The 13462-nt window shown below is 43.4% G+C and carries 12 protein-coding genes, 1 tRNA gene and 1 riboswitch; of the genes, 10 read left to right on the top strand and 3 right to left on the bottom strand.

Annotated elements, in window-relative coordinates; translation table 11 throughout:
- Position 1: 1 nt before the first annotated feature.
- Together rsxA and AC3CIA_RS10965 are read right to left on the bottom strand one after the other, a co-directional pair.
- Positions 2–580, bottom strand: a complete 579-nt coding sequence (gene rsxA, locus AC3CIA_RS10970) for an electron transport complex subunit RsxA (RefSeq protein WP_004734039.1) — start codon at positions 578–580, stop codon at positions 2–4.
- A 485-nt stretch (positions 581–1065) separates the two neighbouring features.
- Positions 1066–1141, bottom strand: a tRNA-Asn gene (locus AC3CIA_RS10965).
- 509 nt (positions 1142–1650) lie between these two features.
- Between AC3CIA_RS10965 and uvrB the strand changes: the two genes are divergently transcribed.
- The 3 genes from uvrB (at position 1651) to luxU (ending at position 5740) form a co-directional block, all read left to right on the top strand.
- Positions 1651–3681 (top strand): excinuclease ABC subunit UvrB, encoded by a 2031-nt coding sequence (gene uvrB, locus AC3CIA_RS10960; protein WP_054547236.1) that lies wholly within the window; start codon positions 1651–1653, stop codon positions 3679–3681.
- A 301-nt stretch (positions 3682–3982) separates the two neighbouring features.
- Positions 3983–5371: a quorum-sensing sigma-54 dependent transcriptional regulator LuxO gene (luxO, locus tag AC3CIA_RS10955; protein WP_488518119.1), complete on the top strand. Its 1389-nt coding sequence runs from the start codon at positions 3983–3985 to the stop codon at positions 5369–5371.
- A 24-nt stretch (positions 5372–5395) separates the two neighbouring features.
- Positions 5396–5740 (top strand): quorum-sensing phosphorelay protein LuxU, encoded by a 345-nt coding sequence (luxU, locus tag AC3CIA_RS10950; RefSeq protein WP_017063462.1) that lies wholly within the window; start codon positions 5396–5398, stop codon positions 5738–5740.
- A 90-nt stretch (positions 5741–5830) separates the two neighbouring features.
- On the opposite strand, the gene AC3CIA_RS10945 is transcribed toward luxU, so the two are convergent.
- On the bottom strand, positions 5831–6718 hold the full coding sequence (locus AC3CIA_RS10945; protein WP_017063463.1) for a YvcK family protein: 888 nt from the start codon (positions 6716–6718) through the stop codon (positions 5831–5833).
- A gap of 194 nt (positions 6719–6912) precedes the next feature.
- A riboswitch (molybdenum cofactor riboswitch) is annotated at positions 6913–7065 on the top strand.
- Here AC3CIA_RS10945 and moaA point away from each other — a divergent pair.
- From moaA to oppB, 7 genes are all read left to right on the top strand, one after another.
- Positions 7054–8043 (top strand): GTP 3',8-cyclase MoaA, encoded by a 990-nt coding sequence (gene moaA / locus AC3CIA_RS10940; RefSeq protein WP_280612490.1) that lies wholly within the window; start codon positions 7054–7056, stop codon positions 8041–8043. (Overlaps the previous riboswitch by 12 nt.)
- Before the next feature lie 357 nt (positions 8044–8400).
- Entirely contained in the window at positions 8401–8913 is a 513-nt protein-coding gene (gene moaB / locus AC3CIA_RS10935) for a molybdenum cofactor biosynthesis protein B (protein WP_010437177.1), read from the top strand.
- A gap of 12 nt (positions 8914–8925) precedes the next feature.
- Entirely contained in the window at positions 8926–9405 is a 480-nt protein-coding gene (moaC, locus tag AC3CIA_RS10930; protein WP_004734026.1) for a cyclic pyranopterin monophosphate synthase MoaC, read from the top strand.
- Positions 9402–9647 (top strand): molybdopterin synthase sulfur carrier subunit, encoded by a 246-nt coding sequence (moaD, locus tag AC3CIA_RS10925; RefSeq protein ID WP_488518118.1) that lies wholly within the window; start codon positions 9402–9404, stop codon positions 9645–9647. The genes moaC and moaD overlap by 4 nt, the downstream gene beginning before the upstream one ends.
- Positions 9648–9649: 2 nt before the next feature.
- Positions 9650–10123 carry a molybdopterin synthase catalytic subunit MoaE gene (gene moaE, locus AC3CIA_RS10920; RefSeq protein ID WP_065204944.1) on the top strand — a complete coding sequence of 158 codons (474 nt, stop codon included), beginning with the start codon at positions 9650–9652 and terminating at the stop codon, positions 10121–10123.
- Positions 10124–10786: 663 nt separating this feature from the next.
- A complete protein-coding gene (locus tag AC3CIA_RS10915; protein ID WP_065204943.1) occupies positions 10787–12418 on the top strand; it encodes an ABC transporter substrate-binding protein in 1632 nt (543 codons plus the stop codon).
- A gap of 114 nt (positions 12419–12532) precedes the next feature.
- Positions 12533–13453, top strand: a complete 921-nt coding sequence (gene oppB / locus AC3CIA_RS10910) for an oligopeptide ABC transporter permease OppB (RefSeq protein ID WP_004734022.1) — start codon at positions 12533–12535, stop codon at positions 13451–13453.
- Positions 13454–13462: the final 9 nt, after the last annotated feature.

Below are 13462 nucleotides of genomic sequence, written 5' to 3'. Positions count from 1 at the left end.
CTTATTTCACCAACCCAGTAAAGCCCATAAATGCCAGAGACATTAGGCCTGCTGTGATCATCGCAATCGATGCGCCTTTGAAGGGCATTGGAACATCAGCAACCGCAATACGCTCACGCATTGCAGCAAATAGGATCAATACAAGCGAGAAACCAACCGCAGCACCGAAACCATAGATGATTGACTGAATGAAGTTGTGGTTTTCATTGATGTTCAGAAGTGCCACACCTAATACCGCACAGTTGGTGGTGATAAGCGGCAGAAAGATCCCCAATAGGCGATATAGTGTTGGGCTGGTTTTGTGAACGACCATTTCCGTAAATTGAACAACCACCGCGATAACCAAGATAAAGCTCATGGTACGCAGGTATTCAATACCCAGAGGGGTAAGGATGTAGGTTTCTACTAGGTATGCAGAGACCGACGCTAACGTCAGAACGAAAGTCGTCGCGAGGCCCATGCCAATCGCAGTCTCCAGTTTCTTGGAGACTCCCATGAAAGGACATAGCCCTAAAAACTTCACTAGCACAAAGTTATTGACCAGCACTGTGCCAACCAACAACAAAAGGTATTCGGTCATAATGGATTAATTCTTGAGATTCCGATCCCGATATTATCCTGCTTTGCTTACCTAATAACAACCAAGGATCACTAGGGATTTAGACACTTGGTGAAAAAAACATCAGGTAATCGATTGATTATTAAAGTTACCGTAAGTATAGACGGCCAATTTTTACTTCGTGAGACAAGTTTGTAGGAGTAGTTGAATTGGATCTTTCATAAGATCACTCTTGAATTGAACTCGATTTGCTTCCTACGAATAGGGTCATATTTGTGGATTTTGGTGCTCAGAACTATCAAAAAGAGAAGGAAGTTGCGAGTCGAATACGCTCCCAAACCGCTAAAACGCAAAAAGCCGCATCGAGTAATGCGGCTTCTTTAAATTTGGCCCCCTTGTCGAGACTTGAACGCGGGCGGCTAGGTTTGTGACATTAACTTGGAACAAGTTAGTCGCAGTTACATACGAAAAAAGCCCAATCTTTCGATTGAGCTTTTTTCTGAATTTGGCTCCCCTTGCAAGACTTGAACTTGCGACATACGGATTAACAGTCCGCCGTTCTACCAACTGAACTAAAGGGGAATTGCTTGTTAGCGACGCGGATTTTAATAATAGTCCGAATTTCTGTCAATAAAAAATAGCAGAAAAAAATAATATAAATAACTTTACTTTCTTGGACGCCTTACCGGATTTAGCCTTTCTTTAGTTATCCACCAAAATTGTGGATAAGTGTGTGTGTGAAACTTTAACAACAATAATTGGGATAAATCTGAGAATATAAAAATCTGAGGTAAGGTAATGTATTTAAAAGATTTGTATCAAAATATCACTATTGTATAACTTTTGACGATTATAAAATATACAGTAAAACAAGTGCTATTTTTAGATTTTTTGGGGAAAAGTAGTGGATGAAAAGTTAAGTGATTTAACTGAAGAGATCTTGCAAGGGCACGGATAATACCAAGTTCTAAAAGTAAAAGCTATCACTGATATCTAATCTTAAGATGCATTTCTCTAGATAATAGTTGCAACTACACTCCTCCTAGAGTGACAATGACCTGATTATAAAAACAGTATGGAAATGGCGACCTATGAGTAAACTCTTTGACTTGGTATCGGACTATAGCCCATCCGGAGATCAGCCGACTGCGATAACCAAATTATTAGATGGATTAGATTCCGGTTTGGCACATCAAACTCTATTAGGGGTTACGGGCTCTGGTAAAACCTTTACGTTAGCCAACGTCATTTCTCAATCTCAAAGACCTGCAATTTTGTTAGCCCCTAACAAAACGTTGGCAGCTCAACTTTATGGCGAGATGAAATCTTTCTTTCCGAATAACTCCGTTGAGTACTTTGTTTCTTACTACGATTATTACCAACCGGAAGCCTACGTTCCAACCACGGATACCTTTATCGAGAAAGATGCGTCGATAAATGCTCATATTGAGCAAATGAGACTTTCAGCTACCAAAGCTTTGTTAGAAAGAAAAGATGCCATTATTGTTGCATCTGTATCGGCTATCTACGGTCTTGGTGATCCTAAGTCTTATTTGAAGATGATGCTTCATTTGAGTCGTGGTGAGGTGATGGATCAGCGAGACATCCTACGCCGCTTGGCTGAGCTGCAATATTCAAGAAACGATGTCGCGTTTGAGCGTGGGCAGTTCCGTGTTCGTGGTGAAGTTATTGATATCTTTCCCGCTGAATCTGACCAAGATGCGGTTCGAATTGAAATGTTCGATGACGAAGTGGACTGCATTAGTATTTTTGATCCTCTGACTGGTGCGGTGAAACAAAGAGACTTACCGCGTTTTACCGTTTATCCAAAAACTCACTATGTAACCCCAAGAGAGAAGATCCTTGAGGCGATTGAGAAAATTAAGGATGAGTTGCGCGATAGGGCTCAATACCTAAAAGACAACAACAAACTGTTAGAAGAACAGCGTATTTCTCAAAGAACTCAGTTTGATATCGAGATGATGACGGAGTTGGGTTTCTGTTCCGGTATCGAAAACTATTCACGATACTTGAGCGGCCGTGCGGAAGGGGAAGCGCCTCCAACGTTATTTGATTACCTGCCTGATGATGGTTTGCTGATCATCGATGAGTCACATGTAACTGTGCCGCAAATTGGCGCCATGTATAAAGGTGACCGCTCTCGTAAAGAAACTTTAGTTGAGTTTGGCTTTAGGTTGCCTTCTGCGTTGGATAACCGTCCGATGAAATTTGAAGAGTTCGAATCGATCGCGCCACAAACCATTTTTGTGTCGGCCACGCCGGGTAATTATGAGATTGATAAATCAGATGGTGAAATTGCTGATCAAGTGGTGCGTCCTACTGGTCTGTTAGACCCAATCATCGAAGTAAGACCTGTCGCGACTCAGGTGGATGACTTGTTATCTGAAATCAGAATCCGTTCAGTTAAAGAAGAGCGCGTATTGGTCACTACGTTGACTAAACGAATGGCAGAAGACTTAACCGAATACCTTAGTGAGCATGGTGTTAAGGTTCGTTATTTGCACTCGGATATCGATACCGTTGAGCGTGTAGAGATTATTCGAGACCTACGTTTGGGCGAGTTCGACGTGTTAGTGGGTATTAACTTACTTCGTGAAGGTTTGGATATGCCTGAAGTGTCGCTGGTGGCGATTCTTGATGCAGACAAAGAGGGCTTCTTGCGTTCTGAGCGTTCTCTGATCCAAACCATTGGTCGTGCTGCGCGTAACTTGGAAGGTAGAGCGATCCTTTATGGTGATTCGATTACTAAGTCGATGAGAAAAGCGATTGATGAAACCGATCGTCGTAGAGAGAAACAGCAGGCTTACAACGAAGAGCAAGGCATCACGCCGCAAGCGTTGAAACGCAATATCAAAGACATTATGGAACTGGGTGATCTAACCAAGTCGAAGCAGCAGCGCCAATCGAAACAAGTTCCACTATCTAAGGTGGCAGAGCCTTCTGAAAGTTATGCAGTACTTACGCCGCAACAGCTTGATAAAGAGATCAGCAAGCTAGAAGCTGCGATGTATCAGCATGCTCAGAATCTGGAATTTGAATTGGCCGCACAGAAGCGTGATGAAATTGAGCAGTTAAGAAAGCAGTTTATTACCAACAGTTAATCTCACTTTTCACTCGAGAAGTATTCCCCTCAACACAAGAATTGAGAGTGTTTCAGACAAAAAAACAGCCAGTAGTAAATGTTCTACTGGCTTACGTTTGTGAACACTCGGTCCACTAACAACGTCAGTTGGCTAGGTGACCCGAAGGTCATTTATATCGTTGCATCGTTCGTGCCTGATAGATAAAACATTGATTGTTTGAAGTAAGTAAAAAAACACACTACAAATGTTGTGGCTAATTTGCATAATGCAAAGCGGAATGCGACTATAATAAGAAATGCAAATTATAAATGGCTAGGATATGCAATCAAAAACGCTAGATAACAAATCGAAGTATTTGTTGATGGTAGAGGATACCGCTTCGGTAGCAGCTTTATATCGCTCGTATCTTACACCGCTCGAAATTGATATCAACATTGTCGGCACTGGCCGCGATGCAATCGAGAGTTTGAATCATCGAATCCCAGACCTTATTTTATTAGATCTACGTCTGCCTGATATGACGGGTATGGACGTGCTATTTGCTGTAAAACAAAAGTACCCTGAAGTTCCGGTTATCTTCATGACGGCTCACGGCTCTATCGATACCGCCGTAGAAGCGATGCGTCATGGTTCTCAAGATTTCCTTATCAAACCGTGTGAAGCCGACCGACTCCGTATTACGGTGAACAACGCGATCCGCAAAGCCACCAAGCTTAAAAACAGCTCGGAACACCCGGGAAACCAAAATTACCAAGGCTTTATCGGCAGCAGCCAAACCATGCAGCAGGTTTACCGAACTATCGACTCTGCCGCATCGAGCAAAGCCAGTATTTTCATCACGGGTGAGAGTGGTACGGGTAAAGAGGTATGTGCAGAAGCTATTCATGCGGCGAGTAAACGTGGCGATAAGCCTTTCATCGCAATCAACTGTGCGGCTATCCCTAAAGATCTGATTGAAAGTGAGCTGTTTGGTCACGTTAAAGGCGCCTTTACCGGTGCCGCAACTGATCGTCAAGGTGCCGCTGAACTCGCTGATGGCGGAACACTATTCCTTGATGAATTGTGCGAGATGGACTTAGAGCTGCAAACTAAGCTGCTGCGCTTTATCCAAACCGGTACTTTTCAAAAAGTTGGCTCTTCGAAGATGAAGAGTGTCGATGTTCGTTTCGTATGTGCAACCAACCGTGCCCCTTGGAAAGAAGTACAAGAAGGTCGCTTTAGAGAAGATTTATACTATCGTTTATACGTGATTCCATTGCACCTGCCGCCATTGCGCGAGCGCGGTGAAGATGTCATCGAGATTGCGTACTCGTTACTAGGCTACATGTCGGTTGAGGAAGGTAAGGCGTTTGTGCGTTTTGCTCAGGAAGTGCTTGATCGCTTTAATCAATATGAGTGGCCGGGTAACGTTCGTCAGTTACAAAACGTATTACGGAACGTGGTGGTATTGAATAACGGCAAAGAGATTACTCTCAACATGCTTCCACCACCATTGAACCAACCGATTGAAAACAGCCTGCGCTTGAAAGAGAAGCAGAACGAAGACATCACGGTAAAAGATATTTTCCCATTGTGGATCACTGAGAAGACGGCTATCGAACAGGCCATAAAAGCGTGTGACGGCAACATTCCCCGCGCGGCCGGTTTCTTAGATGTCAGTCCATCTACGATATACCGTAAGTTGCAAACGTGGAATGCGAAGCAGTAATCACCAAACAATAAGAAAATCATAATGACGAAAGTATTAAATCAGCAAAAAGTTGATGAACTTGCCGGTGAAATCGGGCAAGAAAATGTACCAGTTTTGCTGGAAATCTTCTTAGGTGAGTTGAAAGGCTACTACGAACATCTAGAGATAAATAAAGCATCGGATACATCTAAGTACTTGGCTGATATAAGCCATGCACTTAAGAGTAGCGCTGCGAGCTTTGGCGCAGATTCTTTGTGTAGTTTTGCGATTAGCTTAGACGCAAAAGTGAAGCAAGCATTGCCTGTAACCGAGATTGATTTCCAAGATATGCAAGAGCTACTGTTATCAACGTACACTGAATATCAGCAGTTGATGACGGATCTCTAAAGCGGCTAGTTATTAAAGAGACTAAAAAAGGAGCATGATGCTCCTTTTTTGTTTTTACTGGTCTCTGTCGTCTAGCCTAAGCTACAAGCATTAAGCTAGTTGATCCCTAATCGCTTGTTGGAGTTTTAAACGGTCGTGTCGCCAATCTCGGTTAGGAGAGGCAAGATCAGTGGTCACACAATTCCATTGCCCTTCTAATTCAGGGTGTGGTTCATTGCCTAGTACAATGTCTATCTTTCTTGCCTTACAGGTACGTTCACACCACTCCAATTGTTCTTGAAGCGTCATTTTTCCTGCAGGGCCGTGTTCTGGCGAAAGGTTTTCAACAAAGATAACTTTTGCCTTGGTATTTTCCGCGATTGCTTTGCCAATTTCTGGCAGTAGCAGCGGGGGCATCACACTGGTTAAAAAGCTTCCTGGTCCAAGGACAATGCAGTCTGCTTGCTCAACGGCAGCAACAGCTTCTTTGGTTGCCGGTACTTCTGGAGATAAGTCCATCATGCGCAGCTTTTCTGTCATGTCGTCAACGTTAGTTTCGCCAGTTACCCAACGACCGTCCATTGATAGAGCCGTTAGATCAGAAGGGTGCTCGGTCATTGGGACGATATTGACATCGACCTTGAGCATATTTCGAATTAGGTTAATTGCTTCCAATGGGCGAACGGAAAGGTTGTCTAACGCCGTTAGCATTAGGTTACCTAAGTTGTGACCATCGAGTTCACCTTGACCGCGAAAGCGATATTCAAACATCATCGAACTGATCGAAGGTTCTGTGATTAATTGGTTGATACAGTTACGAGTATCTCCCCAAGCAATACCACCTTGGCAGTCTCGAATTCTTCCGGTGGAACCACCATTATCTGTCGTCGCAACAATGCCAGTTGCGTTGTTACCAAAGTCTTTTAATGCAGCTAGCATGCGACCTAAGCCATGGCCCCCACCGATTGCTACGACTTTCTTTGAAGAGTAAATATTCATTTTTTGTTCTTGTTAGATTATTACCAACTATAATTTAGGTTAAATGCTTCTCGTCAGATACTCAACAAGAGTTATTTTGAGGGTTTGATACGTTTTTTTTGCCGATGTGACCCGTTTTTTGTCATCAGAGCTAGATTCACGTACAAATATTAAGTATTTTATTACTCAGCTACTGCGCGTGTGAATATAACGTGCAGTTGCCATAACTCCGAGCTCTCGCATGCTAAGTCGCACAGTGGTATTTGCTGTACCGATACGCATCAAGAGCCAGTGACATGTTGTCACAAGGGCTTAATTGGAAATGATTATGCCTCCCGTGTTTGGAAAGGTGTTCCGTGGCGCAACAATTCGAAGATAGATTCCATCGCAAGTTTTATTACTTGCGCTTGTCGGTTACAGACGTCTGTAACTTTAAATGTACTTACTGCTTGCCAGATGGTTATAAACCGTCAGGGCAAAAAAACTCGTCTTTTTTAAGTGTTCCCGAGATCAAACGTATTGTTAAAGCGTTTGCAGATTGTGGTACCTCTAAGATCCGCATTACTGGCGGAGAGCCGAGCCTGCGTAAAGACTTTCCTGAAATCATACATACTGTTGCTTCTACTCTAGGCATCGAAAAAGTAGCCACGACAACGAATGGCTACCGCATGGAGAAACAAGTAGGGCAATGGCGCGATGCTGGTTTAACCCATATAAACGTGAGCGTGGATAGCTTAGATTCGCGCATGTTCCATCAGATCACTGGTGAGAATAAGTTTACAGAGGTTATGCGAGGCATTGATAAAGCGTTTGAGGTTGGCTTTGAACAAGTCAAAGTCAACGTCGTATTGATGAAAGACCTCAACAGTCAGGAATTACCAGCCTTCCTTAATTGGATCAAAGACAAACCTATTCAATTACGTTTTATCGAGCTGATGAAAACCGGCGAGATGGACGAGTTGTTCGATAAACATCATGTATCTGGCGTTGCGATTCGCAATCAGCTTATTGCTAACGGTTGGCTGTTAAAAGTCAAAGCTGTTAACGATGGCCCAGCACAAGTGTTTGTCCACCCAGACTACAAGGGTGAAATTGGTTTGATCATGCCTTACGAGAAAGACTTCTGTGAGAGTTGTAACCGACTGCGTGTTTCTGCGACCGGTAAACTTCACCTATGTCTGTTTGGCGACCACGGTGTTGAACTGAGAGATCTGATTCAAGAAGATCAACAAGAGCAAGAGCTCATTGATCGAATTCAGGCTCAGCTTCAAACCAAGTCCGTTAGCCACTTCTTGCATGATGGCAACAGCGGCATGACTCCAAACTTGGCGTCAATCGGCGGTTAACTCGCCATATACTCTAAAGCATTTTATCGCTCAGCTTCTTTAAGCTGGGCGAATAAGTCTAGGGCGTGTTGCTCTTTCGAGCTGATTTTTGCAGCGAGTTGCTGGGTATTTCTACAAGGCAGAGGCTTTGATGTGTAGCTAGCCTACATGAGAAGCCGATAACGTAGTAGAAATGACCAGCAAACGCTGCCCGAAGGGTTCGGCTAAAAGCGTTTTACTCTTTGTTGAGGGAGATTTGCTTAGAATGACTAGGCTACTTCCCCCTCGCCGCGATTAAAACGCTTTTATCTCGAACAAAATTTAATCACGAAAGGTCAACACGCCCTAATAATTGAAAAATTTTAAATAGGTGAACAAATGGGTCACGCAGAAAGCAAATTTCAAGCAGCAAACATTGCAGTACTAACCGTTTCAGATACTCGTACAGAAGAAAACGATACGTCAGGTGGTTACCTAGCGGAGCATGCTAAAGAAGCTGGCCACAATGTGGTTGATAAGCAAATCGTTATCGATGACATGTATAAGATCCGCGCTATCGTATCTCAGTGGATTGCTGATGACAGCGTACAAGCGATCATGATCACTGGCGGTACAGGCTTTACATCTCGTGACAGTACACCTGAAGCACTTAAGCCACTCTTCGACAAAGAAGTTGAAGGCTTTGGTGAGCTTTTCCGCCAAGTGTCTTACGAAGAGATTGGTACATCGACGATTCAATCTCGTGCGATTGCGGGTTTTGCTAACCACACGGTTATCTTTGCGATGCCTGGCTCTACAGGCGCATGCCGCACCGGTTGGACTAAGATCATCAAGCAACAGATGGATGCTAGCCACCGTCCTTGTAACTTCATGCCACATCTTTCTGTATAAGGTGGTTTGAGTATGAGCCAATTTACACACATTAACGCGTCTGGCGAAGCGAACATGGTCGATGTATCGGCTAAAGCTGAGACAGTACGTGAGGCGAGAGCAGAAGCTTTTGTTCAAATGTCAGCAGAGACGCTAGAGCTGATTGTTTCTGGCAGCCACCATAAAGGTGATGTTTTCGCAACGGCACGTATTGCTGGTATCCAAGCGGCGAAGAAGACGTGGGACTTGATTCCACTGTGTCACCCTTTACTACTGACTAAAGTAGAAGTACAACTTGAAGCCATTGAGTCTGAAAACAAGGTTCGTATCGAATCGGTATGTAAGCTTGCAGGTAAGACAGGTGTAGAAATGGAAGCGCTAACGGCCGCTTCTGTTGCCGCGCTAACGATTTACGATATGTGTAAAGCTGTTCAGAAAGACATTGTTATCGAGAACGTACGCCTGTTAGAGAAGACGGGTGGTAAATCAGGTCACTTCAAGGTGGAATCATGATTACGGTACTTTTCTTTGCACAAACTCGTGAACTTGTCGGTGTTGATAGCCTAGAGATCGATGTGCAATACAATACTATTGAAGCGATTCGCAGCCACCTTGTAACAAAAGAAGGCAAATGGGATATCGCATTGGAAGAGGGCAAGCTGCTGGCAGCACTCAACCAATCAATCGTACCTTTGACGACTGAAGTGAAAGACGGCGACGAAGTGGCTTTCTTCCCACCAGTTACTGGAGGTTAACCATGAATGACTCTCGAGTTATTGATCCAAGAGTATTGGTTACTGCTGAAGACTTTTCTGTGGGTGGCGAATACGATTATCTAGCTCAAGGTACGGCTGCGGGAGCGGTTGTGACGTTTGTTGGTAAAGTTCGCGACATGAACCTTGGTGACAATGTGATAGGTTTGTCTCTAGAGCATTATCCGGGTATGACAGAGAAGTCTCTGAGTGAGATCTGTGATCAAGCTGAAGCGCGCTGGCCTATCCAGAAGATGCGAGTGATTCACCGCGTTGGTGACCTAGATATCGGTGACCAGATTGTTTACGTTGGTGTATCCAGTGCACATCGTGGCGCTGCCTTCGAAGCGTGTGAGTTTGTTATGGACTTTCTGAAAACCAAAGCGCCGTTTTGGAAAAAAGAACGTACTACTGAGGCGGCTCGTTGGGTTGACTCTCGAGACTCCGACGCGAAAGCAGCGGAGCGTTGGAAGAAGTAATCCACTCCATAGCGTGTTTCGATCTTAACGTGAAAGCGTATTTCAGATTGGGACGTAGATAGTAAGAAAGCCGACGTTTGACGTCGGTTTTTTTGTGCGTGCTACAAAGTGATTTATAAATAAAAGGTTCTTTAATAAATGGTTAATCAGTCAAGTTGCATATGAATTCAACGCGTGATTTAGTCTGTCTTGGTGCATTTCCAAATCTGTTTTGGTGCAGTGCTTTATGCTGTTTTGTATAAAGTGATAATCCTCACAAATAGTGCAGTCTATTTAGGGGATATGTGATGTGCAATTAGATTTCATGTGGCATTAATGTTAATTTGCCGACAGTGTTCTAGCATAAGATGCTAAATAAAAGTATCAATTCAGATACATCAACACTAAAGGCTGTTTTTTAATTAATTCCTATGTGTAATTAACTATTCATTAGGTTTTTATTAGAGATTTACACTGTGACCTTGAGTAATTCGGAGAATTATCCGATTTTTTGCGACTTGTTTATGGCAAATTACTTCAATGGTTGATAGTGTGTGCCTCAATCTTTGTAAGGTTTTAGATTTTTATGCTTAAATTTTGAGCTAAATAAATCTAAATCACTGCCGTTCAGTGAACTTAGCAAAGAAGTCATGGATGCAATACGTAAAACTTGGAGTTTATTAAATGTACAAGAATAAAATCACTCAGGCCCTTCTTCTAGGTGCTGGTTTGGCAGTGGCTGCCACTTCTACTCTTTCTATCGCTGCTGAAGTTCCAGCAGGCACAGAACTAGCAAAAGTTCAGGAACTTGTTCGCGGTAACGGTACTGAAGTTGCGACTATCGACCCACACAAATCTCAAGGTGTACCAGAATCTCACGTAATTCGTGATCTTCTAGAAGGTCTAGTGAACCAAGATGGCGAAGGTAATACAATCCCAGGTGTAGCCGAAAGCTGGGAAACGACGGACAACAAAACATTCACTTTCCACCTACGTAAAGATGCAAAATGGTCTAACGGCGATCCTGTAACAGCTGAAGATTTCGTTTACAGCTGGCAACGTGCAGTCGATCCTGCCACTGCTTCTCCATATGCTTGGTACATGGAATATACCAAGATGGTGAATGCGAAAGACATCGTAGCGGGTAAGAAAGACAAGAGTGAGCTAGGTGTTAAAGCTGTAGATGCAAACACGCTTGTTGTTGAACTAGATACAGCGGTACCATATTTCGTAATGATGATGGGCCACACAACAATGAAGCCAGTACATCAGGCGACTGTTGAAAAATTCGGTGACCAATGGACTAAGCCTGACCACTTCGTTGGTAACGGTGCATTCTCTGTTGATAAATGGGTTGTGAACGAGCGTTTAGTTCTAAAGCGTAACGACCAATACTGGAATAACGATAAGACGGTTCTTAATAAAGTAACGTTCCTACCAATCGAAAACCAAGTTGCGGAAATGAACCGTTTCCTATCTGGTGAAATCGACTTTACAAATGAACTTCCAACTGAGCACTTCAAGCGCCTTAAGAAAGAGTATGCGGAAGATGTATCTGTAGCGGGTAACCTATGTACTTACTACTACATCTTTAACACTAAGAAAGCACCATTTGATGATGTTCGTGTACGTAAGGCTATCTCTTACGCAATTGACCGTAATATCGTAAGTGACGCAATCCTAGCACAAGGTCAAAAACCAGCTTACTTCCTAACGCCTGAAATCACAGCTGGCTTTAACCCTGAACTTCCTGCTTACGGCAAGATGTCTCAAAAAGAACGTAATGAAGAAGCTGCTCGTCTTCTTGAAGAAGCGGGTTACGGTAAAGACAATCCACTTAACTTCAACCTACTTTACAACACTTCTGAAAACCATAAGAAGATTGCTGTAGCGCTGGGTTCTATGTGGAAGAAAACTCTAGGTCTTAAAGTAACGCTTGAAAACCAAGAGTGGAAAACTTACCTATCTTCTAAAGATTCAGGTGATTTCGAAGTAGCACGTGCTGGTTGGTGTGGTGACTACAACGAAGCGTCGTCATTCCTAACGCTAATGAAGAGTAACAACACTACCGGTGGTGTTCACTACGATAGTGCTGAGTACGACCAAATCATTGATAAAGCACTTAACTCTACATCAGCAGAAGAGCGTGAAGCACTTTACCTAGAAGCTGAGGCGTTAATGGCTAAAGACATGCCTATCGCACCTATCTACCAATACGTGAAATCACGTCTACTAAATCCGCACGTTGGTGGTTTCCCTATCAACAACGCGGAAGATAAGATCTTCTCGAAAGACTTATACATCAAAGCTCAATAATAAGCTTCGATTCTAAAAAGTTAATATAACTATAACGATACAGACACTACATGCGCAGAGCGCGCATGTAGCGTCTTTCTAATTTTAATTGTCACAGACTGAAAGAGTGAGTTTATGCTTAAATTCATTATGAAAAGGATATTTGAAGCGATTCCAACCATGTTGGTGTTGATCACTATATCTTTCTTTCTCATGCGTTTCGCTCCGGGTAACCCGTTTTCAAGCGAACGTCCATTACCGCCAGAAGTTATGGCTAACATCGAAGCTAAATACGGCTTAGATAAACCTGTATTTGAACAGTACACCACGTACTTGACCAACATCCTTCAGGGTGACTTTGGTCCATCTTTTAAATACCAAGATTACACAGTAAATGAGCTGATCGCGGTTGCGCTTCCAGTATCTGCGAAGGTAGGTTTTGTTGCCTTTATCTTCACATTATTGATGGGGGTAACAGTCGGAACCATTGCCGCCTTGAAGCACAACACCTGGATCGACTACACCATAATGTCGACCGCCATGCTCGGGGTGGTGATGCCATCCTTCGTGTTGGCTCCAGCGCTTATCTACCTATTCTCTCTACACTGGCATATATTTCCAGCAGGTGGTTGGCACGGTGGTACGTACATGTACATCGTCCTACCCGTTATCGCGATGTCTCTTTTATACGTAGCAACCTTTGCTCGTATCACTCGCGGTAGCATGATTGAAACCCTAAACAGTAACTTTATCCGTACAGCTCGAGCTAAAGGTCTAAGTTACCGTTATATCGTTCTTAAACATGCGCTTAAGCCAGCAATGCTACCTGTTGTTTCATACATGGGGCCTGCGTTTGTAGGTATCATTACAGGTTCAGTTGTTGTTGAAACCATCTTCGGCCTACCGGGTATTGGTAAGCTGTTTGTTAATGCCGCGTTTAACCGTGATTATTCGTTAGTAATGGGTGTAACCATTTTGATTGGTTTCCTATTCATCTTGTTCAACGCAATCGTTGATATTTTACTAGCGCTTATTGACCCGAAAATTCGCTACTAGCAGGGACGC

The sequence above is a fragment of the Vibrio sp. QJM3NY_27 genome, from assembly GCF_057785955.1.
The sequence above is the reverse complement of the archived record's forward strand: the minus strand, read 5'-3'. Positions and strand labels throughout refer to the sequence as shown.

Coding starts and splice junctions, on each gene's coding strand:
- uvrB (WP_054547236.1), top strand. CDS start 1,651: ATGAGTAAACTCTTTGACTTGGTATCGGACTATAGCCCATCCGGAGAT.
- moaB (WP_010437177.1), top strand. CDS start 8,401: ATGGGTCACGCAGAAAGCAAATTTCAAGCAGCAAACATTGCAGTACTA.
- luxU (WP_017063462.1), top strand. CDS start 5,396: ATGACGAAAGTATTAAATCAGCAAAAAGTTGATGAACTTGCCGGTGAA.
- rsxA (WP_004734039.1), bottom strand. CDS start 580: ATGACCGAATACCTTTTGTTGTTGGTTGGCACAGTGCTGGTCAATAAC.
- oppB (WP_004734022.1), top strand. CDS start 12,533: ATGCTTAAATTCATTATGAAAAGGATATTTGAAGCGATTCCAACCATG.
- AC3CIA_RS10945 (WP_017063463.1), bottom strand. CDS start 6,718: ATGAATATTTACTCTTCAAAGAAAGTCGTAGCAATCGGTGGGGGCCAT.
- AC3CIA_RS10915 (WP_065204943.1), top strand. CDS start 10,787: ATGTACAAGAATAAAATCACTCAGGCCCTTCTTCTAGGTGCTGGTTTG.
- moaE (WP_065204944.1), top strand. CDS start 9,650: ATGAATGACTCTCGAGTTATTGATCCAAGAGTATTGGTTACTGCTGAA.
- luxO (WP_488518119.1), top strand. CDS start 3,983: ATGCAATCAAAAACGCTAGATAACAAATCGAAGTATTTGTTGATGGTA.
- moaC (WP_004734026.1), top strand. CDS start 8,926: ATGAGCCAATTTACACACATTAACGCGTCTGGCGAAGCGAACATGGTC.
- moaD (WP_488518118.1), top strand. CDS start 9,402: ATGATTACGGTACTTTTCTTTGCACAAACTCGTGAACTTGTCGGTGTT.